General features: G+C 44.4%; 38 protein-coding genes and 1 tRNA gene. 36 read left to right on the forward strand and 3 right to left on the reverse strand.

Annotated elements, in window-relative coordinates; genetic code table 11:
- Nucleotides 1–50: 50 nt before the first annotated feature.
- From MWG26_RS03300 to MWG26_RS03315, 4 genes are all read left to right on the forward strand, one after another.
- Entirely contained in the window at nt 51–1187 is a 1137-nt protein-coding gene (locus MWG26_RS03300) for an aminotransferase class V-fold PLP-dependent enzyme (RefSeq protein ID WP_025654649.1), read from the forward strand.
- A 14-nt stretch (nt 1188–1201) separates the two neighbouring features.
- Nucleotides 1202–2314, forward strand: a complete 1113-nt coding sequence (yedE, locus tag MWG26_RS03305; RefSeq protein ID WP_025654650.1) for a YedE family putative selenium transporter — start codon at nt 1202–1204, stop codon at nt 2312–2314.
- A gap of 213 nt (nt 2315–2527) precedes the next feature.
- Entirely contained in the window at nt 2528–2731 is a 204-nt protein-coding gene (locus tag MWG26_RS03310) for a sulfurtransferase TusA family protein (protein WP_025654651.1), read from the forward strand.
- Nucleotide 2732: 1 nt separating this feature from the next.
- On the forward strand, nt 2733–2969 hold the full coding sequence (locus tag MWG26_RS03315) for a putative Se/S carrier protein (protein WP_025654652.1): 237 nt from the start codon (nt 2733–2735) through the stop codon (nt 2967–2969).
- A gap of 157 nt (nt 2970–3126) precedes the next feature.
- Here MWG26_RS03315 and MWG26_RS03320 read toward each other — a convergent pair whose 3' ends face one another.
- The 3 genes from MWG26_RS03320 to MWG26_RS03330 all read right to left on the reverse strand — a co-directional run bounded on the left by MWG26_RS03320 (nt 3127) and on the right by MWG26_RS03330 (nt 5854).
- Nucleotides 3127–3882 carry a UbiA prenyltransferase family protein gene (locus MWG26_RS03320; protein WP_025654653.1) on the reverse strand — a complete coding sequence of 252 codons (756 nt, stop codon included), beginning with the start codon at nt 3880–3882 and terminating at the stop codon, nt 3127–3129.
- A gap of 77 nt (nt 3883–3959) precedes the next feature.
- Nucleotides 3960–4544, reverse strand: a complete 585-nt coding sequence (locus MWG26_RS03325) for a TetR/AcrR family transcriptional regulator (RefSeq protein WP_025654654.1) — start codon at nt 4542–4544, stop codon at nt 3960–3962.
- A 272-nt stretch (nt 4545–4816) separates the two neighbouring features.
- Nucleotides 4817–5854 (reverse strand): proline racemase family protein, encoded by a 1038-nt coding sequence (locus MWG26_RS03330; RefSeq protein WP_025654655.1) that lies wholly within the window; start codon nt 5852–5854, stop codon nt 4817–4819.
- 327 nt (nt 5855–6181) lie between these two features.
- Here MWG26_RS03330 and MWG26_RS03335 point away from each other — a divergent pair.
- The 32 genes from MWG26_RS03335 (at nt 6182) to rpmJ (ending at nt 24130) form a co-directional block, all read left to right on the forward strand.
- Nucleotides 6182–6279: transfer RNA gene (locus MWG26_RS03335), tRNA-Sec, on the forward strand.
- Nucleotides 6280–6372: 93 nt separating this feature from the next.
- Nucleotides 6373–7719 carry a proline reductase-associated electron transfer protein PrdC gene (gene prdC / locus MWG26_RS03340; protein ID WP_025654656.1) on the forward strand — a complete coding sequence of 449 codons (1347 nt, stop codon included), beginning with the start codon at nt 6373–6375 and terminating at the stop codon, nt 7717–7719.
- A gap of 20 nt (nt 7720–7739) precedes the next feature.
- The gene (prdA, locus tag MWG26_RS03345) at nt 7740–9590 is read left to right on the forward strand and encodes a D-proline reductase (dithiol) proprotein PrdA (protein ID WP_025654657.1); all 1851 of its coding nucleotides are present in this window, start codon (nt 7740–7742) and stop codon (nt 9588–9590) included.
- Nucleotide 9591: 1 nt separating this feature from the next.
- Complete coding sequence (locus MWG26_RS03350) at nt 9592–9891, forward strand: CBO2463/CBO2479 domain-containing protein (RefSeq protein WP_025654658.1); 300 nt, start codon at nt 9592–9594, stop codon at nt 9889–9891.
- Nucleotides 9888–10340 carry a glycine/sarcosine/betaine reductase selenoprotein B family protein gene (locus MWG26_RS23215; RefSeq protein WP_025654659.1) on the forward strand — a complete coding sequence of 151 codons (453 nt, stop codon included), beginning with the start codon at nt 9888–9890 and terminating at the stop codon, nt 10338–10340. The genes MWG26_RS03350 and MWG26_RS23215 overlap by 4 nt, the downstream gene beginning before the upstream one ends.
- A gap of 27 nt (nt 10341–10367) precedes the next feature.
- Entirely contained in the window at nt 10368–10613 is a 246-nt protein-coding gene (locus MWG26_RS23220; protein WP_025654660.1) for a proline reductase, read from the forward strand.
- Between the two features lie 1032 nt (nt 10614–11645).
- On the forward strand, nt 11646–11963 hold the full coding sequence (gene rpsJ / locus MWG26_RS03360) for a 30S ribosomal protein S10 (RefSeq protein WP_004607300.1): 318 nt from the start codon (nt 11646–11648) through the stop codon (nt 11961–11963).
- A gap of 66 nt (nt 11964–12029) precedes the next feature.
- Complete coding sequence (rplC, locus tag MWG26_RS03365) at nt 12030–12710, forward strand: 50S ribosomal protein L3 (RefSeq protein ID WP_025654661.1); 681 nt, start codon at nt 12030–12032, stop codon at nt 12708–12710.
- 31 nt (nt 12711–12741) lie between these two features.
- Complete coding sequence (gene rplD / locus MWG26_RS03370; RefSeq protein ID WP_025654662.1) at nt 12742–13362, forward strand: 50S ribosomal protein L4; 621 nt, start codon at nt 12742–12744, stop codon at nt 13360–13362.
- Nucleotides 13362–13661: a 50S ribosomal protein L23 gene (rplW, locus tag MWG26_RS03375; RefSeq protein WP_025654663.1), complete on the forward strand. Its 300-nt coding sequence runs from the start codon at nt 13362–13364 to the stop codon at nt 13659–13661. Before rplD ends, rplW begins: the two co-directional genes overlap by 1 nt.
- 95 nt (nt 13662–13756) lie before the next feature.
- Nucleotides 13757–14599, forward strand: a complete 843-nt coding sequence (gene rplB / locus MWG26_RS03380) for a 50S ribosomal protein L2 (RefSeq protein ID WP_117441063.1) — start codon at nt 13757–13759, stop codon at nt 14597–14599.
- 26 nt (nt 14600–14625) lie between these two features.
- A complete protein-coding gene (gene rpsS / locus MWG26_RS03385) occupies nt 14626–14907 on the forward strand; it encodes a 30S ribosomal protein S19 (protein WP_025654665.1) in 282 nt (93 codons plus the stop codon).
- A 31-nt stretch (nt 14908–14938) separates the two neighbouring features.
- Nucleotides 14939–15325 carry a 50S ribosomal protein L22 gene (gene rplV, locus MWG26_RS03390; RefSeq protein ID WP_025654666.1) on the forward strand — a complete coding sequence of 129 codons (387 nt, stop codon included), beginning with the start codon at nt 14939–14941 and terminating at the stop codon, nt 15323–15325.
- Between the two features lie 14 nt (nt 15326–15339).
- Nucleotides 15340–15996, forward strand: coding sequence for a 30S ribosomal protein S3 (rpsC, locus tag MWG26_RS03395; protein ID WP_025654667.1), 657 nt, complete (start codon nt 15340–15342; stop codon nt 15994–15996).
- A complete protein-coding gene (gene rplP / locus MWG26_RS03400) occupies nt 15996–16433 on the forward strand; it encodes a 50S ribosomal protein L16 (protein WP_025654668.1) in 438 nt (145 codons plus the stop codon). The genes rpsC and rplP overlap by 1 nt, the downstream gene beginning before the upstream one ends.
- Nucleotides 16423–16629 carry a 50S ribosomal protein L29 gene (gene rpmC / locus MWG26_RS03405; RefSeq protein WP_025654669.1) on the forward strand — a complete coding sequence of 69 codons (207 nt, stop codon included), beginning with the start codon at nt 16423–16425 and terminating at the stop codon, nt 16627–16629. The genes rplP and rpmC overlap by 11 nt, the downstream gene beginning before the upstream one ends.
- Nucleotides 16630–16640: 11 nt before the next feature.
- A complete protein-coding gene (gene rpsQ, locus MWG26_RS03410; protein WP_025654670.1) occupies nt 16641–16898 on the forward strand; it encodes a 30S ribosomal protein S17 in 258 nt (85 codons plus the stop codon).
- Between the two features lie 45 nt (nt 16899–16943).
- A complete protein-coding gene (gene rplN, locus MWG26_RS03415) occupies nt 16944–17312 on the forward strand; it encodes a 50S ribosomal protein L14 (protein WP_025654671.1) in 369 nt (122 codons plus the stop codon).
- A 13-nt stretch (nt 17313–17325) separates the two neighbouring features.
- Nucleotides 17326–17637: a 50S ribosomal protein L24 gene (gene rplX / locus MWG26_RS03420; RefSeq protein WP_025654672.1), complete on the forward strand. Its 312-nt coding sequence runs from the start codon at nt 17326–17328 to the stop codon at nt 17635–17637.
- 23 nt (nt 17638–17660) lie between these two features.
- On the forward strand, nt 17661–18200 hold the full coding sequence (rplE, locus tag MWG26_RS03425; protein WP_025654673.1) for a 50S ribosomal protein L5: 540 nt from the start codon (nt 17661–17663) through the stop codon (nt 18198–18200).
- A gap of 13 nt (nt 18201–18213) precedes the next feature.
- A complete protein-coding gene (locus MWG26_RS03430; RefSeq protein WP_025654674.1) occupies nt 18214–18399 on the forward strand; it encodes a type Z 30S ribosomal protein S14 in 186 nt (61 codons plus the stop codon).
- 33 nt (nt 18400–18432) lie between these two features.
- Nucleotides 18433–18834, forward strand: coding sequence for a 30S ribosomal protein S8 (rpsH, locus tag MWG26_RS03435; protein WP_025654675.1), 402 nt, complete (start codon nt 18433–18435; stop codon nt 18832–18834).
- A gap of 144 nt (nt 18835–18978) precedes the next feature.
- Entirely contained in the window at nt 18979–19521 is a 543-nt protein-coding gene (rplF, locus tag MWG26_RS03440) for a 50S ribosomal protein L6 (protein WP_025654676.1), read from the forward strand.
- A gap of 17 nt (nt 19522–19538) precedes the next feature.
- On the forward strand, nt 19539–19907 hold the full coding sequence (gene rplR, locus MWG26_RS03445; RefSeq protein ID WP_025654677.1) for a 50S ribosomal protein L18: 369 nt from the start codon (nt 19539–19541) through the stop codon (nt 19905–19907).
- A 15-nt stretch (nt 19908–19922) separates the two neighbouring features.
- Nucleotides 19923–20432, forward strand: a complete 510-nt coding sequence (rpsE, locus tag MWG26_RS03450) for a 30S ribosomal protein S5 (RefSeq protein WP_025654678.1) — start codon at nt 19923–19925, stop codon at nt 20430–20432.
- Between the two features lie 122 nt (nt 20433–20554).
- Nucleotides 20555–20737 (forward strand): 50S ribosomal protein L30, encoded by a 183-nt coding sequence (rpmD, locus tag MWG26_RS03455; protein WP_025654679.1) that lies wholly within the window; start codon nt 20555–20557, stop codon nt 20735–20737.
- A gap of 26 nt (nt 20738–20763) precedes the next feature.
- Nucleotides 20764–21204, forward strand: coding sequence for a 50S ribosomal protein L15 (rplO, locus tag MWG26_RS03460; RefSeq protein WP_009001876.1), 441 nt, complete (start codon nt 20764–20766; stop codon nt 21202–21204).
- Nucleotides 21204–22556, forward strand: coding sequence for a preprotein translocase subunit SecY (secY, locus tag MWG26_RS03465; RefSeq protein WP_025654680.1), 1353 nt, complete (start codon nt 21204–21206; stop codon nt 22554–22556). Before rplO ends, secY begins: the two co-directional genes overlap by 1 nt.
- Nucleotides 22557–22748: 192 nt before the next feature.
- Complete coding sequence (locus tag MWG26_RS03470) at nt 22749–23393, forward strand: adenylate kinase (RefSeq protein ID WP_025654681.1); 645 nt, start codon at nt 22749–22751, stop codon at nt 23391–23393.
- Between the two features lies 1 nt (nt 23394).
- A complete protein-coding gene (locus MWG26_RS03475; RefSeq protein WP_025654682.1) occupies nt 23395–23676 on the forward strand; it encodes a KOW domain-containing RNA-binding protein in 282 nt (93 codons plus the stop codon).
- Between the two features lie 2 nt (nt 23677–23678).
- Nucleotides 23679–23897 carry a translation initiation factor IF-1 gene (infA, locus tag MWG26_RS03480; RefSeq protein WP_005613024.1) on the forward strand — a complete coding sequence of 73 codons (219 nt, stop codon included), beginning with the start codon at nt 23679–23681 and terminating at the stop codon, nt 23895–23897.
- 119 nt (nt 23898–24016) lie between these two features.
- The gene (gene rpmJ / locus MWG26_RS03485; RefSeq protein ID WP_003497809.1) at nt 24017–24130 is read left to right on the forward strand and encodes a 50S ribosomal protein L36; all 114 of its coding nucleotides are present in this window, start codon (nt 24017–24019) and stop codon (nt 24128–24130) included.
- The last annotated feature ends 232 nt before the right edge of the window (nt 24131–24362 follow it).

Below are 24362 nucleotides of genomic sequence, written 5' to 3' on the forward strand. Positions count from 1 at the left end.
TAAGGTCTGGCGGGTTATACTGGATATGTATGGAAATGGAGGGGGAAGTTATGATTTATATGGACAATGCGGCGACAACATTACAAAAGCCGGAAAAAGTGGCAGAGGCAGTCGTCAGTGCAATGAATTCTATTGGAAATGCGGGAAGAGGCGCAACGGAAGCGTCTTTGAGTGCGTCCAGAATTATATTTGACACGCGGGAAAAGCTCTGCCGTTTTTTTCATGCGGAAAGTCCAACAAGAATTGCGTTTACGGCTAATTCTACGGAGAGCCTGAATATAGCGGTCAAGGGGACTGTGGGTTCCGGTGATCACGTGATAACAACCGTACTTGAGCACAATTCAGTCCTTCGTCCGCTATACGAATGCCAGGAAAAAGGAACCGAACTTACGATCTTGGGGTGCGATGAAAAGGGCAACATTTCCTATAAAGAGATGGAAAATGCAGTCAAAAAAAATACCAAGGCAATTGTGTGCACACATGGCTCCAATCTGACCGGTAATATGGTCGATATTGAAAGAGTGGGGCAGATTGCTTCAAAATGTGGGATATTGCTCATCGTTGATGCATCCCAGACAGCCGGAGTATATCCGATCGATGTACAGCAAATGCACATTGACATCCTGTGTTTTACCGGCCACAAAAGCCTGTTGGGCCCACAGGGAACCGGCGGCCTGTATGTCAGAGAGGGCGTAGAAGTACGTCCCCTTTTAAGCGGCGGAAGCGGTGTGGATACGTATAATACACACCACCCAAAGCAAATGCCCACGGCGTTGGAAGCAGGAACCTTGAATGGTCATGGAATCGCGGGTTTAAATGCGGCGCTGGAATATCTGGAGGAGAATGGGATTGACTGGATCCGGGAAAAAGAACTAGCCTATATGCGGCAGTTCTATGAAGGGATTTCCCATATTCCCGGCGTGGCAGTTTACGGTGATTTTGACACGGATAAGAGATGTCCAATCGTTTCCTTCAACATAGGAGACTATGATTCTGCTGATGTAAGCGATGAACTATTTGTAACATATCAGATCGCTACCAGGCCTGGGGCACATTGTGCACCGCTGATGCACAGAGCGCTGGGAACAGAGGGGCAGGGGGCCGTAAGATTCAGTTTCTCACATTACAACACTGAAGATGAAGTTGAGAGAGCTATCCTGGCAGTAAGAGAATTAGCAGCAGAGTAGGAGGGAAACAAAAAGTGAATTTATCGGATTCAAAAAAGAAATTAGCAATAGCAGGAGCAGTTTGCGGCCTAGTGGCGGCATGTCTGGCTTATTTTGGGAACCCTGCCAATATGGCATTTTGCATTGCGTGTTTTATCCGGGACACCGCGGGGGCGCTGGGGATGCATCAGGCCGAGGCTGTGCAGTACGCACGTCCTGAAATTATTGGGCTTGTGCTGGGGGCATTTATTATCTCCGTGCTAACAAAGGAATACCGTTCGACGGCAGGCTCATCCCCGATGACACGCTTTATACTTGGTATGGTCATCATGATTGGTTCCTTGGTGTTTTTAGGCTGTCCGCTTAGGATGGTGATCCGTATGTCAGCCGGAGACCTGAATGCATGGGTGGCATTAATCGGTTTTATTCTGGGGGTAGGCACCGGTGTATTTGCCTTGAAAAAGGGCTTTAGCCTCGGAAGGGCGCATGTCACGAATAAAATGAGCGGAGCAGTACTTCCGGCGCTGATGTTTGGAGTATTAATCTTAGCAGCAGCCACAACTCTGCTGAAAGCAAGCGAAGCAGGACCTGGAAGTATGCACGCGCCAATTATCCTGTCCCTTTTAGGCGGTTTGGTATTTGGCGCAATGGCGCAGAAATCAAGGATGTGTTTTGCGGGTGGAATCCGGGATGTTATTCTGATGAGGAACTTTGACCTTCTGACAGTAATCGGAGGCTTGTTCGTGGTGATGCTGATATTTAATATTGCATCTGGCAGATTTGTGTTAGGGTTCAACACGCCGGGGGTTATCGCACATTCCGAACATCTATGGAATATTCTTGGAATGTATGCAGTGGGATTTGCAGCAGTGCTGGCTGGGGGATGCCCGTTAAGGCAGCTGATTCTGGCAGGCCAGGGATCCTCGGATTCGGCAGTGACCGTACTTGGTATGTTTGCCGGTGCAGCCGCCTGCCACAACTTCGGTCTTGCCGCAAGTGGAACAGCATTGAACGCAGAGACAAAAGAACTGGTTAACGGTGCAGTGCCGTTTAATGGGAAAGCAGCTGTCATAATCTGCATTGCGGTATGCTTTATCATTGCGTTTACTAATAGACGTAAAGATTTTCATACATACCCTAGTACATAGTATAATAATTAACTGCCACATAAGCCGACCTTAATTTGCGATAGAATTGCGCCACAAGCCTCAGCGCAGCCCGCTGCGCCTGCGTTTGTAGCAGCACTCTCAAAAATTTATCTCAGCTTATGAGTCAGTTGCTTATCTTACGAGGCACTAACAAAAAAGTCCCTTGAAGTGCGGACTATAAAGTAGTATTCTTAGGAAAGAAGGTATCATATTATGAAGGAAGTTGATGCAAGAGGTCTATCCTGCCCGGAACCGCTGATGCTGACGGCAGATGCGCTGAAAAAGTTCAACGAGCCGGTAAAAGTACTTGTTACCGAGCCGCATCAGAAGATGAATGTCGAAAAGTATGCCAAAGATCACGGAAGAAAGGCGGTATCTTCTGAGACAGAAGACGGATTTGCAGTAATAATAGAGTAAAATGAGAAAAAAAGAGTTAAAACTAGTCATCACATTTCATACAACTGCGGACGCCATGGCAATGGAAAAATTATGCCGCCAAAAGAGTATTCCAGGCAGGCTAATCCCCGTCCCCCGCATCCTGTCCGCAGGCTGCGGCCTGTCCTGGTGTGCGGATCCATCCCAAAAAGAAGCAGTCCAAAAAGCAATAGAACTGGCAGGAATCCAGGAAGAAGCAATCCAGGAGTGCATGGTATAAATCTACATTGCATAAAAGGAGATCTGAGAGGAGCGGCGGGAGATGCGATGGTGTTTTCTGATGCCTTATAGTGTGCCGTGCTAAACGGCCGGTATCAGAAAACACCATCGTACCTCCCGCCGCTCCCTTCACGTCCAGGCGTCCCCTCCTCCCCGCCCTACTTATCACGGGGATTCTTCCAAAACCAAAATGCCACGAGTATTCCAGTTATGTACAGTATGTTGACGAGTATAGTTGGATTATCTCTAAGCAGATATATCACCGCAACTATTGCCGCCAGGGATATCGTAAGCTCAATTGCTTTCATAATCCGTTTTTCTTTGATGTCCCGGGCTTGCTGCTGCAATTCATTGCGTTTTTGCTCCAAGGTAAGATAGTCCATCAGATTTTCGTCGCTGATGCGGGAGAGAATCCACTTATCACGGAAGAATTCTTTATCTTCCTTTTTGAAATGGAAGCGCTTTTTATCGGCAGGCTCCTCATCGGGCATTTCGTAATCGGTATCTGTCTCCTTTTGGGCGGATACTCTTTTAAATGCCTTGCTGGTGAATTCGGAGGCTTTACCGGTAAACTCAGAAGCCTTATCAGTGAAGTCAGCGGCTTTGTTCTTTAATTCAGATACTCTTTGTGATAATTCCGGTTCTTTGGCTGCGGGTTCCTGCGCCTGAGTTCCCGGTACCGGGCCGCCGGAACCATCGGATATCGCAGATGCAGACGAAGCGGAAGCCGAGGAGGAGATCTCTGCTGACGCCTCTTTTACGACGCCTTCGCTGTTGAGTTCAGTGGAGCCTGGCATTTCTGATGCAAATGGCACAATATTCGAAACATCTGTATCAACCGGAGGGACAGCCGTGGGAGTCCCAGGTGTTTTATTGACAGTTTCATCTTTTGTAGGAATTAATTCTTCGGACACAGATCATACCTCCATATAGATTTTTCTTAATCATATCAGCTTTTGTCGAAAAATACAATAAAAGGGGACAGAAAGGGTTAAAGCCCTTTTGCAAAGTTATCCAGTACGTGAGGAAGCAGTCTGTCACTGTATGCAGACAGGGGGTACTTACCTTCGCAAAGTGACCAGTCATAGAGCAGTCCGCGCTCATACATGGTATAAATTTTTACAAGCTCCGCTGTCGAGGCACTGCAAAATTCTCCCGAATTAATTCCGGCAGTGATGATCTCTGTGATCAGCTGGAAATAGTAACGGTCGTCATCCAGAAGAGAACGGTTGTCTTTTGTGACAAGCTGAGATGAATACAGCGAAGCAAGCAGATTGCGGTCAATGCTTGTCTCAATCATATAAAATAATTCGTGATTCAGCAGCAGCAGTTTCTCCCTGGAGGACAGCGTTTGATCCATGGTACTGTAGATCTCTTCGTATTTCTGGTCAAAAAGATCTGAAAGGGTGGAGAGAAGGGCGTCCTTCCCCTTAAAATAGTGATAAAATGTTCCTTTTGAGGTCTTGGAAAGTTTGATAATATCCTCTACTGTTGTGTCGTCATATCCATTTTTATAAAATAAGTTCCAGGCAGCTTTTACGATACGGCTTTTGGTTGTCTGTTTTTTCCTTGGCATAACAAGCTCTCTTTCCCAGGGTGCGTTTGATTATCTATTAAATATGAAGAATCAAACACGCCTTAGTATTTATACATTTTGTTTCGATTATTAGTATAGCATAAGTTATAAATATCGACCATGGAAAAAATATAGAAAAACGGTGTGGTTTATTTCCCGCATCGATAAGATGTTTAGCCGCAATTCGGCATCGCGGCGGCGCCAAAGTGTGCAAGTCCCTCATGTTTGAGAAGGGACTTGAAGTGGGCTTGCACACTTTGTTATGTGCCGGATTATTCTCCTCTTGCAACTTTAAACCCATATTTCAGCGGATCGTCGGGATCAATTACGTAGGTTGCTTCACCGGTAACATAAGCACTTCCGGTTATCTGGGGAACCACCGCTTTGAATTCACCGACAGTGGCTTCTTCTTTGATCACTCCTTTGAATTGGGATCCGATAAAGCTTTCGTATACAAACGGCTCCCCGATCTTAATTTCACCGCGTGAATAAAGAGTTGCAAGCTTGGCGCTTGTCCCGGTTCCACACGGGGAACGGTCAGACATATAATCACCGAAAATTACTACATTGCGGTAATTGCAGCCTTCTGTGTCAGTATGACAGTAGAGCTCTGCCAGATCCACAGAGGTGATGTCAAGAAATGGGTGTTTGATTTCTACCTCCGCATTTACCTGCTTTATTACTTTCATACCAAAATCTGTCAGTTTTGGGATAGATTCCTTATCGACCGTCCAGCCAAGCTGTTCGATGTTTATAAGAGCAAAAAAACTTCCGCCAAATGCAATGTCGTATTTGATCTCTCTGCCGTCTATCACGGTCTTCAGATTTTCTTTATAAAGGAAAGCGGGAACATTAGTCAAGGTCACATTTAATACCTTTCCATTCTTAACTTCTGCTTTTACACGAATAAGACCGGCCGGCGCGTCCAATACTACTTCTGTGAAAGGTTCTACGGCAGGTACGAGGCCGGATTCAATAAGCGCCGTTGTTGTTCCGATTGTACCATGGCCGCACATGTTCAGATATTCTCCGGTATCCATAAATATAACGCCGAAATCCGCCTCCGGGTTCACTGGTTCCGTTACCAGGGCCCCAAACATGTCATGGTGCCCCCTGGGTTCAAACATCAGCGCCTGGCGGTATTTATCAAAGTTATTTGCAAGATATTGTTTGCGCTCCATCATGGAGCCGCCTTTTAATTCGGGAAAGCCGGACATGATGATACGGGTAAATTCTCCGACGGTATGTGTGTCAATTGCCTTAAATGATGCTTCAAAAGCATTCAGGTTAATTTTGGGATTGTAATTCATAACCCTTCCTCCTAGCTGTTGATTTATAGAATCCGCCTATAAGCGTTTCTTAAATAATACCTTACGGGTTATTATGGAGATTAATCTGAGGATTAAACAGGTAAAAAATGATAAAAACCCAATAATAGACCTCGTTCTAGTATGCGGTTCAGTTTATACAAATTATTATGTATGAAAAGCCTTGAAAAGTCAACGATTATTTGTTAATATATAAACACAAATAGGATAAATAAATCATGCGAACAACCGCCTGGTTTATATCATTTATCGTTTGACATCATAACCAGCGGTAAATGCGGCAATGATATAGAATAATTATATAAGTGAGGGGGTAGAAGGGTAACTGGTGTGCCTCCTGGTCTTCAAAACCAGTGTTGGGCGTTTGAAGCGTCCTGGGTGGGTTCGATTCCCACATGCCTCCGCCAAAAACAAGATCTGCAGGAAAATCTATTTCTGCAGACTATTTATAAAGAAGTATGGATTCATAAATAAGCCATAGATAAAGGAGAAAACGGGCCATGGGAAATTTACAATTTTTGCTGAGACAGCATGTTGGAGCTCCGTGTGAGCCGGTTGTCAAGGCTGGTGACAGAGTGGAAAAGGGGACGCTGATCGCCGCTCCGGCCGGGCTCGGAGCGAATATTTTTTCCAGCGTTTACGGAAGTGTAAAGGCTGTTCTTGAGGACCGTATTATTATCGTTCCGGATGACGAACAGAAAGATGCGTATGTGCCGATTCAGGAGGGAGACCACCTGGATATGATAAAAGAAGCAGGCGTGGTCGGGATGGGAGGCGCTGGATTTCCGACAGGAGTGAAGCTGGGCACGGATCTGAATGGCGGATACATTCTGGTCAATGCGGTAGAGTGCGAACCCGGACTCTGTCATAATATCCGCCAAATTGAGGATAATATAGAGATGACCCTGAAGGGAGTCAGGTACTGCATGGAGATAGCCAATGCAGCTCAGGCTATTTTTGCTGTCAAGGCTAAGAATAAAAAGGCTGTTAATATCTTAAGAGAGGCGGTCCGGAATGAGGAGAATATTTCCATTCATCTTCTTCCGGATATTTATCCGATGGGGGAAGAGCGGGCCGTGGTAAGAGAGACACTGGGGAAGCTTCTGGATCCAACCCAGCTTCCTTCGGCGGCGGACTCTATTGTGATTAATGTGGAGACCGTGCTGCGGGTCGCTGAAGCTATAGATCTGAAGAAACCCTGCTTCAGCAAAAACATGACTGTTATTGGAAAAATCAATGGTGGAAATGAGCCTCATGTTTACATGGATGTTCCTGTCGGAACCAGTGTGGGTGACATGATCGAGCGGGCAGGCGGGATTGACGGCGTGTATGGTGAAATCATCATGGGCGGCCCCTTTACAGGAAAAGCCGTGGAGAAGGACGCCCCGGTTACCAAGACTACCGGAGGTATTATCGTGACAATTGACCTGCCGGATCTTCACGGGGCGCCTGTGGGTCTGCTCGTCTGTGCCTGCGGAGGCGATGAGGAACGCATGAGGGATGTTTGTGAAAAGATGCATGGGAATGTTGTGTCAGTGGCTCGATGCAAGCAGGCTGTGGAGATGAAGAACGGGACGCTGAAGTGCGAGAATCCTGGAAACTGTCCGGGACAGGCCCAGAAATGCCTGCAGTTTAAAAAGGACGGATCGGAATATATAATTATTGGCAATTGCTCGGATTGTTCCAATACCGTTATGGGTTCCGCCCCGAAGATGAAACTAAAGGTTTTCCACCAGACAGACCATGTTATGAGGACGATCAACCATCCACTGTATAGAAGATTAACCGTTTCTAAGCAGGTAGAGCAGCTGCCCGAAGACAGGCAGCCCATCCCTGATGGAAAATAGATAAAGGAGGAAAGAAAGGTATGTCAATAACAGCTGAAACAGCGAAAGAACATGCGAATGACCCTGCGGTACTCTGCTGCAGAGCGGAGGCAGACACGATCATACAGGCATCCAATCTGGAAGATCCGGCTATATTTGATGATCTGGTAGATTCAGGGCTATTGGATCTGGAAGGTGCATTGACCATTGAACAGGTATTGGGAGCCAGGCTTACTAGGACTTGCGATTCTCTGAGCCCTTTGACGGCGGATGTCGTAGAAGGGGCTAAAGCAGCGGCAGCCGGCGAACCGAAACCAACAGCTGAACCGGCAGCGGTTTTACCGATTACACCGCCGGCAGAAGGACCGATGTTCAGGATTCATATAGGAGAAGGCAGAGATATAGATATAGAACTACCTGCGGCGCTGATGAATACGGCGGGAGTTTCACAGGCAGCTGCTCAGCCAGCTGATCAGGGAGCCAGCCTGTCAACAGAAGCTATTCCGGAGGTACCGGGGCAGGACGGGGAAAAAATTGTCAGAACATTGACGAGAAAGCATTATAAGATTACAGAAGTAAAACGCGGCCCGAAGACGGAGATCAAAGGCACCGCATTGTATATCAGGGAAGGAATTGAAAAAGAATGTGTAGATTCCCAGGATCTGGTATTTGATCTGCAGATCGACATTATTGTACCGGAAGAGTATCATACGTATTCTGAGACGATTATGGATGTACAGCCGATTGCCTGCAAGGAAGGCGGCGACGAAATCGGAAGCGGTACAACGAGGGTGCTGGACGGCGTTATCATGATGGTTACAGGTACAGATGCCAATGGAGTGCAGATTGGGGAATTCGGCTCTTCGGAAGGGTATCTGGATGAAAATATTATGTGGAACCGGCCCGGAGCGCCTGACAAGGGTGAGATTTTTATAAAGACCCAGGTGACAATCAAAGAAGGTATGAATATGGAAAGGCCGGGCCCTCTTGCGGCGCACACAGCCACAGATGTAATTACGCAGGAGATTAGGGATGCATTAAAAGAACTGGATGACGATTCATTGGTGGTTCATACGGAAACATTTGGCCAGGTGAGAAGGCCGGGCAGGAAGAAAGTGGTCATTGTAAAGGAGATCATGGGACAGGGTGCGATGCACGATAACCTGATCCTTCCGGTCGAACCGGTGGGCGTGCTCGGGGCCAAGCCGAACGTCGACCTTGGCAATGTGCCGGTCTGTGTATCACCCCTGGAGGTGCTGGACGGATGTATCCATGCGCTTACCTGCATCGGGCCGGCATCCAAAGAGATGTCCAGGCACTACTGGAGGGAGCCGCTGGTACTCGAAGCGCTCCACGATCCGGAAATAGACCTGTGCGGTGTAATATTTGTAGGAAGTCCGCAGATCAATTCGGAGAAATTTTATGTTTCGAAACGTGTCGGTATGATGGTTGAGATGATGGATGTGGATGGAGCATTTATCACAACCGAAGGCTTTGGCAATAACCATATTGATTTTGCGAGCCACCACGAACAGATTGGAATGCGCGGGATCCCCGTTGTTGGTATGTCTTTCTGCGCAGTACAGGGTGCTCTGGTCGTTGGCAATAAATACATGACCAATATGGTTGACAACAATAAATCGGAGTCAGGCATTGAAAACGAAGTGCTTGCCTGCAACACTCTCTGCCATGAGGATGCGCTCAGAGCCCTTGCCATGTTGAAGAATGCAATGGCGGGGGAAGAGGTAAATAAAGCAGAGAGAAAATGGAATCCAAGTGTAAAAAAGACGAATGTGGAGCTCATATCAAATGTGACAGGCCGGCCGATAGAGCTGGTGAAGAATGAACAGTCACTGCCAATGAGCCAGAAGAGAAAAGAGAAATACGACTAAGATGAAAGAATTAATATATGGTGATAAGATTATACGTATGGAAGGGGTAATCGTTGAAATCCACGACGGCTGCGTGGGGATAGACTTAAAGGGCAGGCTCGGCTATCTGAAGATTCCGATGCGCATGCTGATTACCGACTACCCTCTGGCAGTAGGGCAGGAGGTTGCATGGAACATGAGTTTTGTGGAGCAGCTCGGGGCCGGGATAAACGAGAAGTACGTGAGTAATCTGACCACATATAAAAGACATCAGGAAGAGATGCGTAAAGCCGACGCAGAAAACAAGGAGGTAGAAGAATGAGTTTGACAACCACGAAAGGTTTGCAGTCAGAAATATACGTTCCGATTACTCCTCCGGCAGTGTGGACACCTGTGACAAAAACGCTGAGTGATATGTCCATTGCCCTTGCTACCGCAGCGGGTGTACACTGTAAGAGTCAGGAAAGATTTAACCTGGCCGGCGACTCAAGCTGGAGAAGGATTACGAACGACACTCCGTCAAGTGAGTTGATGGTATCCCATGGAGGATACGATAATGGAGATGTAAACAAAGACATTAACTGTATGTTCCCAATCGACAGAATTCATGAATTGGCAGCAGAAGGATTTATCAGAAAATGCGCGCCGGTGCATGCCGGATTCATGGGAGGCGGTGGAGATCAGGACAAGTTTAAAAACGAAACAGGACCTGCAATCGCACAGATGTTTAAAGAAGAAGATGTGGATGCAGTCATCCTCACCGCTGGCTGAGGTACCTGTCACCGCTCTGCAGTATTGGTGCAGAGAGCGATTGAAGAGGCTGGAATACCTACGATTATTATTGCAGCCCTTCCCCCGGTTGTCCGCCAGACCGGTACACCACGCGCCGTAGCTCCGTTAGTACCCATGGGTGCCAACGCAGGTGCGCCGAATGATGTAGAAATGCAGACGGATATAGTAAAAGCAGCGCTTGAACAGCTTGTTAAAATAGAAACACCGGGCACGATAGTTCCGCTGCCGTTCGAATATGTGGCAAAAGTGTAATATTAAGATACAAATAGGGACGTTCCGGTGGAATTGTCCCTATTTTGTTAAAAAATTCGTAAAACGGAGAGCAAGGGGGTCAGACCCCTCTGCAGAGGGGTCTGACCCCCTTGCTCTCCTTGCAGAAAAGCGAAAAGCACGACTAAAGTCGTGCTTTTCGCTTTTGGTATGTCATTGAGAGGTTTTTCCTCGTTGCCATGCAGTTTGTATTATATACAAATCTGGGGAATGTCCTACAATGAGGATGTATATATTAATTGGAGTTTACCAGTGCAAGATTGCTCTTGGGGGAAACAACCGGCGCTGGCATAACTGCAATAGCAACCATATGTATGGTTTTGGTTATCCGGGTAAAGGATAAGGCTTATATTTTTATAAAAAGGCGCTTTCCTAGTATGAGGGAAACCGCCTTTGGTTACAATCCTATAAGTTGTTTACACTATACCACTTTACCACGGTGATGTCAAGAGCGGGAAAACAAAAAGAATAGATTTGAAAAACAGGGCTTACTATTTACGAGGCCGTGAATATATGGTTGCAGCCTCAAAATAATGAACAAATAAATATTGCAATTTTTATAAAAACTACGTTATACTCATTAAGCTTGATATAAAAACGATATATTATGAAGCCAAAGATAAAGCTGTTTCTTCTATATAAATATGTTTCAGATTTAGGAAAAAGACATGGAGTGTGAAATTAATTTGGATTGTATTGAAAAAAATACAATAATTCCAAAAAACCTCTTGAAATATATGGATGAATCCGCTATACTAAGAGAGCTGTGGCATGATAGCGTAGAAGCGTGAGGTTGCTGCCGACTGCGAAGAGCAGGATGGCAGGTTTTCCGTGGAGCGAATGTCAAGTTAGGAAACTGGCGACAAGTCACTGTACGAATCAAAACTGATTACTGATTATCAAAGGATAAGAGGTATGAAACAACGTGTGAGTTTCTCACGACACACACGGGAGAGTGTACAGTCACCGCTTGTCGTACTGATGGAATAGTACGAAAAGGAGGCGACTTTTTTTATGGCAAGTCAAGTAATGAGAATCACATTGAAGGCATATGATCACCAGCTGGTTGATGCATCTGCAAAGAAAATCATCGAAACTGTAAAAAAGAACGGATCACAAGTGAGTGGACCAGTGCCACTTCCGACCAAGAAGGAAGTAGTAACGATCCTGAGAGCTGTACACAAGTACAAAGACTCCAGAGAGCAGTTCGAGCAGAGAACTCATAAGAGACTCATCGATATCATCACACCGACACAGAAGACTGTGGACGCATTATCCAGACTGGAGATGCCGGCCGGTGTTTACATTGATATCAAAATGAAAAATAAGTAAGCAGTATTCCTAAAGTTTAGGATGAGCGCATAAGCGCTCCGCTGTAAATCACAGGAGGTAATTATAATGAAGAAAGCTATTTTAGCTACAAAAGTCGGAATGACTCAAATCTTCAACGAAGATGGAGTTTTAACTCCGGTAACTGTACTTCAGGCTGGCCCATGTGTAGTAACACAGGTTAAGACAGCAGAGAACGACGGTTACAGTGCAATTCAGGTTGGTTTTGCCGACAAAAAAGAAAAGATTGTCACAAAAGACAAGAGCGGCAAGAAAGAAATCGCGCACAGAAACGGTGTTACAAAGGCTGAAAAAGGACACTTTGACAAAGCCGGCGTATCCGGAAAAAGATATGTAAAAGAATTCAGATTTGACAATGCTGAAGAATATACACTGGCTCAGGAAATCAAAGCCGATATCTTTGCAGCAGGAGATAAGATTGATGCTACTGCAGTTTCAAAAGGTAAAGGTTTCCAGGGTGCAATCAAGCGTCACAATCAGAGCAGAGGACCAATGACCCACGGTTCTAAGTTCCACCGTCACGCTGGTTCCAATGGTGCGGCATCTGATCCCAGCAAGGTATTCAAGGGCAAGAAGATGCCAGGTCAGATGGGTAACAAGAAAATTACAGTTCAGAATCTTGAAGTTGTCAGAGTTGACGCTGAAAACAATCTGCTTTTAGTAAAAGGCTCAGTTCCGGGACCAAAGAAATGCCTCGTGACAATCAAAGAAACTGTAAAGGCTAACTAGTCTGACTGACGAAGAAAGGAGGAACACACAGATGGCAAACGTATCTGTTTATAATATCGAAGGTAAAGAAGTTGGTACAATCGATTTGAACGATGCCGTATTTGGTGTTGATGTAAATGAACATCTTGTACACATGGCAGTTGTAAGCCAGCTTGCAAACAAACGCCAGGGAACGCAGAAAGCAAAAACACGCGCTGAAGTTTCCGGAGGCGGAAGAAAACCATGGAGACAAAAAGGAACAGGCCACGCAAGACAGGGCTCTACAAGAGCGCCGCAGTGGGCAGGCGGCGGAGTTGTATTCGCTCCGGTACCGAGAGACTACTCATTTAAGATGAACAAGAAGGAAAAGAGAGCCGCTCTCAAATCCGCTCTTACTTCCAGAGTAGAGGAAAACAAATTTATCGTAATCGACGAGCTGAATTTTGACGAGATCAAAACAAAGAAATTCCAGGAAGTTTTAAATAACCTGAACGTGAACAAAGCACTGCTTGTTCTGGAAGACGGCAACAAGAACGTGGAAATTTCTGCAAGAAACATCAAAGATGTGAAGACGGCTCATACAAATACAATCAATGTATTTGATATCTTAAAATACAACACAGTAATTACAACGAAAGCTGCTGTTGCAACGATCGAGGAGGTGTATGCATAATGGCTAACATTCAATATTATGATGTAATCCTTAAACCAGTTGTTACTGAAAAAACAATGGAGCTGATGGCTGAAAAGAAATACACATTCCTTGTCCACACAGAGGCCAACAAGACTCAGGTCAAAGAAGCTGTTGAAAAAATGTTCAATGGAACAAAAGTAAAAAGTGTAAATACCATGAACCTTGACGGTAAGACAAAGAGACGTGGTATGACATACGGAAAGACAGCTAAGACAAAGAAAGCTATCGTTCAGCTTACAGAAGACAGCGCTGATATCGAGATTTTCGAGGGCCTGTAAGACCGGCCCGGGTTTGAGAGAACCCATCTAAGCGTACAATATACGGTGCAATTCCGTGAAACTAATAATCAGGCAAAACGAAAGGAGAGAAAGTAATGGGAATCAAAACATATAACCCATATACACCTTCCAGAAGACAGATGACTGGCTCTGATTTCTCTGAGATAACAAAGACAACTCCTGAGAAGTCTCTGCTGGATTCCAAGAGCAGAAAAGCCGGCCGCAACAACCAGGGCAAAATTACAGTTCGTCACCGCGGCGGCGGAGCTAAGAAAAAATATAGAATTATTGATTTTAAGAGAAAGAAAGATGGGGTTCCGGCAACAGTTGTTGGAATCGAGTATGATCCGAACAGATCAGCAAACATCGCACTGATCTGCTATGCAGACGGTGAAAAAGCATACATCCTCGCTCCGGAAGGATTAAAGGATGGCATGAAAGTCATGAACGGACCAGAAGCAGAAGTAAGAGTAGGAAACTGCCTGCCTCTTTTTGAGATTCCGGTTGGTACGCAGATCCACAATATCGAATTATATCCTGGAAAAGGCGGACAGCTTGTTCGTTCAGCAGGAAACAGCGCACAGCTGATGGCGAAAGAAGGAAAATATGCAACATTAAGACTTCCGTCTGGTGAGATGAGAATGGTTCCAATCATTTGCAGAGCATCTGTTGGTGTCGTAGGAAACGGCGAGCACAACCTGATCAACGTAGGTAAAGCGGGCCGTACACGTCATATGGGTATCAGACCTACAGTACGTGGTTCCGTTATGAACCCGAACGACCATCCGCATGGTGGTGGTGAAGGTAAGACAGGTATCGGACGTCCAGGTCCATGCACACCTTGGGGCAAACCGGCACTCGGTCTTAAGACACGTAAGAAAAACAAAGCTTCTAACAAGATGATTGTAAGAAGAAGAGATGGAAAAGCGATTAAATAATTCAGATTACAAGGAGGTTAGAACCTATGGCTCGCTCACTTAAAAAAGGACCATTTGCAGACGAAAGCTTACTGAAAAAAGTAGACGCTATGAATGCTGCAGGTGATAAATCAGTTGTTAAGACATGGTCACGTCGTTCTACAATCTTCCCGTCATTCGTTGGGCACACATTTGCTGTCCATGACGGAAGAAAACATGTGCCTGTATATGTTACAGAAGACATGGTAGGCCACAAGCTCGGAGAGTTTGTAGCAACCAGAACATACAGAGGACACGGCAAGGACGAGAAAAAGTCAAGAGTAAGATAAATCATAAGATATTCGAAAGGAGGGTTCATCCATGGCAAAAGGACATAGATCCCAAATCAAACGAGAAAGAAACGAGCAGAAAGATACAAGACCATCAGCTAAGATTTCTTACGCCAGAGTGTCAGTTCAGAAAGCTTGCTTTGTATTGGATGCCATCAGAGGTAAGGATGTACAGACAGCACTTGGTATTTTAGCTTACAACCCAAGATATGCTTCAAGTGTAATAGAAAAATTATTAAAATCAGCAATTGCAAATGCTGAGAACAACAACGGTATGAATGTTGAGAACCTTTATATAGAAGAGTGTTACGCAAACAAGGGACCAACAATGAAGAGAGTAAGACCAAGAGCACAGGGCAGAGCTTATAGAATCGAGAAGAGAATGAGCCACATTACAATCGTGCTTAATGAAAGATAATAAGGAGGGCAATAATGGGACAGAAAGTTAATCCTCATGGTTTAAGAGTCGGCGTGATCAAAGACTGGGATTCTAAATGGTATGCAGAAAAAGATTTCGCTGATAACCTGGTGGAAGACCATGAAATCAGAAAATTCCTTAAAAAGAAATTATTCAGCGCAGGTGTTTCAAGAATCGAGATCGAAAGGGCATCTGACCGTGTTAAAATCATCATCTATACAGCTAAGCCAGGCGTAGTAATCGGCAAAGGCGGTTCTGAGATTGAAAAAGTAAAAGCGGAATTAGCAAAATATACAAACAAGAAGCTGATCGTTGACATCAAAGAAATTAAGAGACCAGACAAAGATGCTCAGTTAGTAGCTGAGAACATTGCTCAGCAGCTTGAAAACCGTATTTCATTCAGACGTGCTATGAAATCCTGCATGTCAAGAACTATGAAGTCCGGAGCACTCGGTGTTAAGACATCCGTTTCAGGACGTCTCGGCGGCGCTGATATGGCTCGTACAGAGTTTTACAGCGAGGGAACGATTCCGCTTCAGACACTGAGAGCTGACATTGATTATGGATTCGCAGAAGCTGACACAACTTACGGAAAAGTCGGTGTAAAAGTTTGGATTTACAAAGGCGAAGTTCTTCCGACGAAAGCAGATAAGGAAGGGAGCGATAAATAATGTTAATGCCAAAAAGAGTGAAACGTCGTAAACAGTTCCGTGGCACCATGAAAGGAAAAGCTTTAAGAGGCAATACGATTTCATACGGTGAATACGGTATCGTTGCAGCGGAGCCTTGCTGGATCCGTTCCAATCAGATAGAGGCAGCCCGTGTTGCTATGACACGTTACATCAAGCGTGGCGGTAAAGTCTGGATCAAGATCTTCCCGGACAAACCGGTAACAGCAAAACCAGCAGAAACTCGTATGGGTAAAGGAAAGGGAGCACTGGAGTACTGGGTAGCAGTAGTGAAACCAGGCCGTGTTATGTTTGAAATTGCAGGAGTACCTGAGGAAACAGCTAGAGAGGCACTTCGTCTTGCAATGCATAAGTTACCTTGCAAATGCAAAATCGTTTCTCGCGCAGACTTAGAAGGCGGTGATAACAGTGAAAATTAATACATTTGTACAAGAATTAAAAGGGAAATCTGTAGAAGAATTAAATGAAGAATTAGTAGCTGCTAAAAAGGAACTTTTTAATCTGAGGTTCCAGAATGCAACGAATCAATTAGATAATACAAGCAGAATTAAAGAAGTTAGAAAAAATATCGCCAGAATCCAGACGGTGATAACAGAAGCTTCTAAAGCTGAGTAGGAGGTCGTACTGTGGAAGAAAGAAATCTTAGAAAAACCCGTACAGGCAAGGTTGTTAGTGACAAAATGGACAAAACAATCGTTGTTGCAGTTGAAGACCACGTTAAGCATCCACTTTATAAGAAAATCATCAAAAAAACTTATAAATTGAAAGCTCATGATGAAAAGAATGAGTGCAACGTTGGAGATACAGTTAAGGTTATGGAAACAAGACCGCTGTCTAAAGATAAGAGATGGAGACTTGTAGAAGTCATGGAAAAGGCGAAATAATTATATCGCATATTTTGCAAGCATATTTAAAGGAGGTTTACCTGCATGATACAACAAGAAAGCAGACTTAAAGTAGCAGACAACACAGGCGCTAAAGAGTTACTGTGTATCCGTGTACTTGGCGGTTCTACAAGAAGATATGCCAATATCGGAGACGTGATCGTTGCGACTGTTAAAGATGCAACACCAGGCGGCGTTGTAAAAAAAGGTGACGTTGTAAAAGCTGTAGTTGTCCGTACTGTAAAAGGCGCTCGTCGTAAAGACGGCTCCTATATCAGATTCGATGAAAATGCTGCTGTTATTATAAAAGACGATTTGAACCCACGTGGAACACGTATTTTTGGACCAGTAGCCAGAGAGCTCAGAGACAAGAAGTTTATGAAGATTGTTTCTTTAGCTCCGGAAGTACTGTAGGGAGGTGCCGAGAATGTCAACTATGAAGATCAAAAAAGGCGACACTGTTAAAGTAATCGCTGGAAAAGATAAAGACAAAGAAGGCAAAGTAATTGCTGTTAATAAAAAAGATGGAAAAGTTCTGGTCGAAGGTGTCAACATGCTGACAAAGCACACAAAACCAAGCGCTGTGAATCAGAATGGCGGTATTATTCATCAGGAAGGACCGATTGATATATCCAATGTGATGTATGTACACAAAGGAAAAGTTACCAGAATCGGCTTTAAGATGGATGGAGACAAAAAGGTACGTGTTGCGAAGTCAACAGGAGACGTAATTGACTAATTCAGGGAAGGAGGTCCAGAACTTTGAGTAGACTGAGAGAAACATATCAGAATGAGATCGTTGATGCAATGATCAAAAAATTTGGATATAAAAATATCATGGAAGTGCCGAAACTTGATAAAGTTGTCATCAACATGGGTGTCGGCGAAGCAAAAGAAAATGCAAAAGTATTGGAGTCAGCAGTCGCTGATCTTGAGAAGATTTCAGGACAGAAGGCAGTGCTTACAAAAGCTAAGAATTCTGTCGCAAACTTCAAGATAAGAGAAGGCATGGCAATCGGATGTAAAGTTACTTTAAGAGGGGAAAGAATGTATGAGTTTGTTGACCGTCTGATCAACCTCGCATTACCTCGTGTACGTGACTTCAGAGGGGTTAACCCGAATGCATTCGACGGAAGAGGCAACTACGCCCTTGGTATCAAGGAGCAGCTGATTTTCCCGGAAATCGAGTACGATAAAGTAGATAAAGTCAGAGGTATGGATGTAATTTTTGTTACAACAGCAAAATCTGACGAAGAAGCTCGTGAATTATTGACTCAGTTCAATATGCCATTCACTAAGTAAAGGAGGGAAATTCATGGCTAAGACATCAATGAAAATCAAACAGCAGCGCAAACCAAAATACTCTACAAGAGAGTACAGCCGCTGCAGAATCTGCGGACGTCCGCATGCATATTTGAGAAAATATGGAATCTGCCGTATTTGCTTCCGTGAACTGGCATATAAGGGACAAATCCCAGGCGTTAGAAAAGCAAGCTGGTAACTAACCAAAAAGAAATAAGGAGGTCAATAATCAATGACTATGAGTGATCCAATCGCAGATATGCTTACAAGAATCCGTAATGCTAATACTGCTAAACATGATACAGTTGATGTTCCTGCATCTAAGATGAAAACCGCGATTGCTGAGATTCTGTTGAACGAAGGTTATATTGCAAAGTATGACATCGTAGCCGATGGAAACTTCAACACGATCCACATCACATTAAAGTATGGTGCAGACAAGAACGAAAAAGTTATTTCAGGTCTGAAGAGAATCTCTAAACCGGGTCTTCGTGTTTACGCGAACAGCGCAGACATCCCGAAGGTGCTGGGCGGACTTGGAACAGCCATTATTTCTACAAATAAAGGCGTAATCACAGACAAAGATGCAAGAAAGCTCAATGTAGGCGGAGAGGTACTGTGCTTCGTTTGGTAGGTGCCGGACACTTTATATATGTATGGAAAGAACAGAGTGGAATGGCCGTTCTCTGGCATTTAAGAACAGAGAACTTTAGAGCAACTGAAAACAGAGAAGCCATACAGCAGCTTCTCCGAGAATTTAAGTTATAGGAGGTACGGTATGTCACGTATAGGAAGACTGCCAATCGCAATCCCGGCAGGTGTAACTGTTGATATTGCAGAGAATAACGTAGTGACCGTAACAGGTCCGAAGGGAACTCTGAAAAAAGAGCTTCCGGTTGAAATGGAAATCAAAAAAGAAGGCGAAGAAATTATCGTCACAAGACCAAGTGATTTAAAGAAGATGAAATCTTTACATGGTCTTACAAGAACACTGGTCAACAATATGGTTGTAGGTGTAACAGAAGGATATCAGAAAGTTCTGGAAGTCAACGGTGTTGGTTACAGAGCAGCTAAATCCGGAAATAAACTGACATTAAGCTTAGGATACTCTCATCCAGTTGAGATGATCGACCCGGAAGGTATCGAATCCGTTCTGGAAGGCCAGAACAAAATTACTGTAAAAGGTATCGATAAAGAAAAAGTAGGCCAATACGCAGCTGAAATCAGAGACAAGAGAAGACCGGAACCTTATAAGGGCAAAGGTATCAAGTATGCTGATGAAGTGATCAGACGTAAAGTTGGTAAGACTGGTAAGAAATAATTAAGGAGAGTGTGAAAATGGTTAGTAAGAAATCAAGAAGCGAAGTTCGTAGAAAAAAACACATGAAATTACGTAACCGTTTCAGCGGTACAGCTGAGAGACCACGTTTAGCTGTGTTTAGAAGCAATAATCATATGTATGCTCAGATTATCGACGATACAGTTGGAAACACTCTGGTTGCGGCTTCCACTCTTCAGAAAGATGTGAAAGCGGAATTAGAAAAGACCAACAACGTTGATGCAGCAGCAAAGTTAGGAACAGTGATTGCCGAAAAAGCAAAAGAAAAAGGCATCACAGAGGTAGTCTTTGACAGAGGCGGCTTTATATATCAGGGTAAAGTGAAAGCACTGGCAGACGCAGCAAGAGAAGCTGGGCTGAATTTTTAGGAAGGGAGAACACATATGAAACAGGAACGTATTGATGCTAGTCAGATGGAATTAACAGAAAAAGTGGTATCAATCAAACGTGTTACCAAAGTTGTTAAAGGTGGTCGTAACTTCAGATTCACAGCTTTAGTAGTTGTTGGCGATGGGAAAGGCCATGTTGGTGCAGGTTTAGGAAAAGCTACTGAGATTCCGGAGGCAATCCGCAAAGGAAAAGAAGATGCAGCTAAGAAATTAATCAAAGTTGCCATGGATGATAATGACAGTGTAACACATGATGTGATCGGAAAATTCGGAAGCGCTTCCGTATTGCTGAAGAAAGCTCCGGATGGTACCGGTGTTATTGCCGGAGGCCCGGCCCGTGCCGTGATCGAGATGGCAGGAATCAAGAACATCCGTACAAAATCTTTGGGATCCAATAATAAGCAGAACGTTGTTCTTGCTACTATTGAGGGGCTTAAAGGAGTGAAGACTCCGGAAGAGGTTGCAAAACTTCGCGGCAAATCAGTAGAAGAGATCGTAGGCTAAAAAGATAGAGCTTTGCTCTATCGCATAAGAAGATAGAGTTTGATCTATTGCATAAAAGGATAGAGATTGCCCTGTCGTATAAGATGTGAGAGCGTGCTTTGTCGTATAGGAGGTAAATTATAATGGCAAACTTAAAAGTTACACTGGTAAAGTCTACAATCGGTGCTGTGCCAAAGCATAAAAAAACTGTTGAGGCTCTGGGACTCAGAAAACTCAACAAGACAGTCATCATGCCGGATAATGCAGCTACAAGAGGTATGGTACAGCAGGTTAGACACTTAGTGAAAGTTGAAGAAGAAGCATAAATAAAAAACGATAAGGAGGTAATATCATGGACTTATCAAACTTAAGACCAGCAGACGGTTCAAAGCAGAGTGATAATTTCAGAAGAGGCCGTGGACACGGTTCTGGTAATGGTAAGACGGCTGGTAAGGGCCACAAAGGTCAGAAAGCTCGTTCAGGAGCGCCAAGACCAGGCTTTGAAGGCGGTCAGATGCCTTTATACAGAAGAATACCAAAGAGAGGTTTCACATGTAGAAACTCCAAAGAAATCATTGGTATTAACTTAAGCGCGTTAGAAGCATTTGAGGATGGCGCTACAGTTTCAGTAGAAACATTAATTGAGAGCGGTATCGTTAAAAATCCAAAAGACGGTGTAAAAATTCTTGGAAATGGAGAGTTAACTAAGAAGCTTACTGTTCAGGCAAATGCATTTAGTGCAAAAGCAGCTGAAAAAATAGAGGCCCTTGGTGGAAAAGCAGAGGTGATCTAATGCTAGAAACTGTACGAAGAGCATTTCAAATAGAAGACATCCGTAAAAGACTATTCTATACGTTTTTAATGCTGGTCGTTGTTAGACTTGGCTCCCAGCTGCCGACACCGGGTGTGGATCCAACCTATATACAGGAATTTTTTGCGAATCAGACCGGTGATGCATTCAATTTTTTTGATGCATTTACCGGCGGTTCCTTTACCCAGATGTCTGTGTTTGCACTCAGCATTACACCGTACATCACATCTTCCATTATTATGCAGCTTTTGACCATCGCGATTCCAAAGCTGGAAGAGATGCAGAAAGAGGGAGAAGACGGAAGAAAGAAAATTGCAGCGATTACCCGTTATGTCACAGTAGCTCTCGCTTTGATCGAATCAATCGCTATGGCGGTAGGGTTCGGGCGCCAGGGACTTCTTGTTGAGTATAATTTCGTAAATGCTGCTATTGTAGTATGTACACTTACCGCAGGTTCTGCATTCCTAATGTGGATCGGTGAGCGTATTACAGAAAAAGGTGTGGGAAATGGAATCTCCATTGTCCTGCTTATTAACATTGTTTCTCGTGTGCCGGATGATTTCGTCCAGCTGTACGAACAGTTTGTAAGGGGTAAAACCATTGCAAAAGGAGGTCTGGCAGCAATTATAATTCTTGCAGTGCTGTTGGTTGTCATTGTGTTTGTTATCATCCTCCAGGGTGGTGAGAGAAAGATTGCAGTACAGTATTCACAGAAGGTACAGGGAAGAAAGACATATGGCGGACAGTCCACACACATCCCGTTAAAAGTAAATACAGCAGGTGTTATCCCGGTTATCTTTGCATCCTCGCTGATGCAGTTCCCGATCGTAATCGCGTCTTTCCTTGGAAAGGGAGAAGGAACAGGAATCGGAAGCCAGATTCTGAAGGGAATGAATTCCAACAACTGGTGTAACCCGGGCAATTTAATCTATTCATGGGGTCTGATTGTATATATTGTGCTTACTATTTTCTTTGCTTATTTCTATACATCAATTACATTCAACCCGTTAGAGATAGCAAACAATATGAAAAAGAGCGGCGGCTTTATTCCGGGTATCCGTCCTGGCAAGCCAACCGTAGAGTACTTACAGAAGATATTGAACTATATTATCTTTATCGGTGCATGCGGGCTTGTGATCGTTCAGGTAATACCTTATTTCTTCAATGGTGTATTCAAGGCCAATGTCTCCTTTGGAGGAACATCCCTGATCATTATTGTGGGCGTCGTATTAGAGACGATCAAACAGATTGAAGCACAGATGCTTGTACGCAATTATTCAGGCTTTTTGAATAATAAGGGAAACTCTATGAAGAACAGTTTCCTCGGTTATTAATTCGCGTGAGCGCAATAAGCCAGATGTGCATGTCTGCATGTATATATGGCGGCTGTCCTCGGGGATTTCACTGAAACTACTTAGCTCGCCAAGTTTTGTCCTGAGACGGACGGAACCGGCGGGTTAATGTGCTATATGGATATATCACCGTTTAGGGACAGGACGGTGATGAAAATATGGAGGAACATGTATATGAAGATTATTATGTTAGGGGCTCCCGGAGCAGGCAAGGGGACACAGGCTAAGAAGATCGCGGCGAAATATGGAATACCTCATATTTCTACCGGAGATATCTTCAGGGCGAACATCAAGAACGGCACAGAACTGGGACAGAAAGCAAAGACTTATATGGACCAGGGACTGCTTGTTCCGGATGAACTGGTTGTAGACCTGGTAGTGGACAGAGTGAATCAGGAAGACTGTACATCAGGATATGTGCTGGACGGATTCCCGAGAACAATTCCGCAGGCGGAAGCTTTAGACAAGGCTCTGGCGGAACTGGATCAGAAGGTGGATTATGCCATCAATGTAGAAGTACCGGATGAGAATATCATCCGCCGTATGTCCGGAAGAAGGGCATGTGTAGACTGCGGCGCTACTTATCACATGGAATATGCACCGACCAAAGAGGAAGGCATCTGCGACAACTGCGGCGGGACGCTGATCCTGAGAGATGATGATAAGCCGGAGACAGTCCAGAAGCGTCTCGGTGTCTACCATGAGCAGACACAGCCGCTCATTGATTATTATACAACGGCCGGAATCCTCAAAGAGGTGGACGGAACCATCGATATTGAGGATGTATTTGCTGCCATCGTAAAAATCCTCGGAGAGTAATATGACAATAGAACCGGGAATGTTTGCAAAATCCAAAGCAGGCCGCGATAAAGGCTGTATATATGTCATAATTGATGTCAATGCTGAATATATATATCTGGCGGATGGGGCTAAAAGAACCGTCCGCCGGAGAAAGCGAAAGAATCCAAAGCATCTGCAGATTATAAAGAAGGCGGCAAGTCCTTCCACTACAGATGATGAAACAATCAGAAGTGTTATAAACAGATATTCTCGTTTGGACACGAATGAGAATAGTAAAGTGCCAAACGTGCAGGAGGATTAAGTATGTCAAAAACTGACGTAATCGAAATTGAAGGAGTCGTAGTTGAAAAACTGCCAAACGCTATGTTTAAGGTAGAGCTGGAAAATGGCCATATTGTGCTGGCACATATCAGCGGAAAACTGCGTATGAATTTTATTAAGATTTTACCAGGTGACAAAGTGACGTTGGAAATGTCTCCATATGACCTGAGCAAGGGGAGAATTGTCTGGAGAGATAAGTAAAAAAGTATTGACTTTGCCTGGAAACTAGTGGTATACTATGAAGTGGCTGTTTTTGGATAGGTGTGCCCAAAAATAGTTGGAAGCGTATAGCCAGGCAAAGGATGGAAGGAGGATTTGACATGAAGGTTAGATCATCAGTAAAACCAATTTGTGAAAAATGTAAAATCATTAAAAGAAAAGGAAGCATCAGAGTAATCTGTGAGAATCCGAAGCACAAACAAAGACAGGGCTAATACTTAAGAAGTACAGACTGTTGGGATTTGTGAATTAATTAGGCGGCTGACAGCGCGACACACCAGGAAGTGTGTAGGGCTGTTTAATATACAGTAAGGATACACCACACTGCTGAATCTGCAGGTACCGAAGGGTTGGTGGTCTTTTGTATATTGCTTATAATACCCGGCGATCATTTACGGTGAAAATCCGTGTCGGGAAAGGGCGTACTGTAGTATACCCAAAGGGCAT

It is taken from the genome of Faecalicatena contorta, assembly GCF_022835095.1.
Lineage (GTDB): Bacteria > Bacillota > Clostridia > Lachnospirales > Lachnospiraceae > Faecalicatena > Faecalicatena contorta.

Excerpts from the sequence above, each read along its gene's own strand:
- MWG26_RS03300 (WP_025654649.1), top strand. The coding sequence starts at position 51 with ATGATTTATATGGACAATGCGGCGACAACATTACAAAAGCCGGAAAAA.
- MWG26_RS03310 (WP_025654651.1), top strand. The coding sequence starts at position 2,528 with ATGAAGGAAGTTGATGCAAGAGGTCTATCCTGCCCGGAACCGCTGATG.
- MWG26_RS03315 (WP_025654652.1), top strand. The coding sequence starts at position 2,733 with ATGAGAAAAAAAGAGTTAAAACTAGTCATCACATTTCATACAACTGCG.
- MWG26_RS03325 (WP_025654654.1), bottom strand. The coding sequence starts at position 4,544 with ATGCCAAGGAAAAAACAGACAACCAAAAGCCGTATCGTAAAAGCTGCC.
- MWG26_RS03330 (WP_025654655.1), bottom strand. The coding sequence starts at position 5,854 with ATGAATTACAATCCCAAAATTAACCTGAATGCTTTTGAAGCATCATTT.
- prdC (WP_025654656.1), top strand. The coding sequence starts at position 6,373 with ATGGGAAATTTACAATTTTTGCTGAGACAGCATGTTGGAGCTCCGTGT.
- prdA (WP_025654657.1), top strand. The coding sequence starts at position 7,740 with ATGTCAATAACAGCTGAAACAGCGAAAGAACATGCGAATGACCCTGCG.
- MWG26_RS03350 (WP_025654658.1), top strand. The coding sequence starts at position 9,592 with ATGAAAGAATTAATATATGGTGATAAGATTATACGTATGGAAGGGGTA.
- MWG26_RS23215 (WP_025654659.1), top strand. The coding sequence starts at position 9,888 with ATGAGTTTGACAACCACGAAAGGTTTGCAGTCAGAAATATACGTTCCG.
- rpsJ (WP_004607300.1), top strand. The coding sequence starts at position 11,646 with ATGGCAAGTCAAGTAATGAGAATCACATTGAAGGCATATGATCACCAG.
- rplC (WP_025654661.1), top strand. The coding sequence starts at position 12,030 with ATGAAGAAAGCTATTTTAGCTACAAAAGTCGGAATGACTCAAATCTTC.
- rplD (WP_025654662.1), top strand. The coding sequence starts at position 12,742 with ATGGCAAACGTATCTGTTTATAATATCGAAGGTAAAGAAGTTGGTACA.
- rplW (WP_025654663.1), top strand. The coding sequence starts at position 13,362 with ATGGCTAACATTCAATATTATGATGTAATCCTTAAACCAGTTGTTACT.
- rplB (WP_117441063.1), top strand. The coding sequence starts at position 13,757 with ATGGGAATCAAAACATATAACCCATATACACCTTCCAGAAGACAGATG.
- rpsS (WP_025654665.1), top strand. The coding sequence starts at position 14,626 with ATGGCTCGCTCACTTAAAAAAGGACCATTTGCAGACGAAAGCTTACTG.
- rplV (WP_025654666.1), top strand. The coding sequence starts at position 14,939 with ATGGCAAAAGGACATAGATCCCAAATCAAACGAGAAAGAAACGAGCAG.
- rpsC (WP_025654667.1), top strand. The coding sequence starts at position 15,340 with ATGGGACAGAAAGTTAATCCTCATGGTTTAAGAGTCGGCGTGATCAAA.
- rplP (WP_025654668.1), top strand. The coding sequence starts at position 15,996 with ATGTTAATGCCAAAAAGAGTGAAACGTCGTAAACAGTTCCGTGGCACC.
- rplN (WP_025654671.1), top strand. The coding sequence starts at position 16,944 with ATGATACAACAAGAAAGCAGACTTAAAGTAGCAGACAACACAGGCGCT.
- rplX (WP_025654672.1), top strand. The coding sequence starts at position 17,326 with ATGTCAACTATGAAGATCAAAAAAGGCGACACTGTTAAAGTAATCGCT.
- MWG26_RS03430 (WP_025654674.1), top strand. The coding sequence starts at position 18,214 with ATGGCTAAGACATCAATGAAAATCAAACAGCAGCGCAAACCAAAATAC.
- rpsH (WP_025654675.1), top strand. The coding sequence starts at position 18,433 with ATGACTATGAGTGATCCAATCGCAGATATGCTTACAAGAATCCGTAAT.
- rplF (WP_025654676.1), top strand. The coding sequence starts at position 18,979 with ATGTCACGTATAGGAAGACTGCCAATCGCAATCCCGGCAGGTGTAACT.
- rplR (WP_025654677.1), top strand. The coding sequence starts at position 19,539 with ATGGTTAGTAAGAAATCAAGAAGCGAAGTTCGTAGAAAAAAACACATG.
- rpsE (WP_025654678.1), top strand. The coding sequence starts at position 19,923 with ATGAAACAGGAACGTATTGATGCTAGTCAGATGGAATTAACAGAAAAA.
- rpmD (WP_025654679.1), top strand. The coding sequence starts at position 20,555 with ATGGCAAACTTAAAAGTTACACTGGTAAAGTCTACAATCGGTGCTGTG.
- rplO (WP_009001876.1), top strand. The coding sequence starts at position 20,764 with ATGGACTTATCAAACTTAAGACCAGCAGACGGTTCAAAGCAGAGTGAT.
- secY (WP_025654680.1), top strand. The coding sequence starts at position 21,204 with ATGCTAGAAACTGTACGAAGAGCATTTCAAATAGAAGACATCCGTAAA.
- MWG26_RS03470 (WP_025654681.1), top strand. The coding sequence starts at position 22,749 with ATGAAGATTATTATGTTAGGGGCTCCCGGAGCAGGCAAGGGGACACAG.
- MWG26_RS03475 (WP_025654682.1), top strand. The coding sequence starts at position 23,395 with ATGACAATAGAACCGGGAATGTTTGCAAAATCCAAAGCAGGCCGCGAT.
- infA (WP_005613024.1), top strand. The coding sequence starts at position 23,679 with ATGTCAAAAACTGACGTAATCGAAATTGAAGGAGTCGTAGTTGAAAAA.
- rpmJ (WP_003497809.1), top strand. The coding sequence starts at position 24,017 with ATGAAGGTTAGATCATCAGTAAAACCAATTTGTGAAAAATGTAAAATC.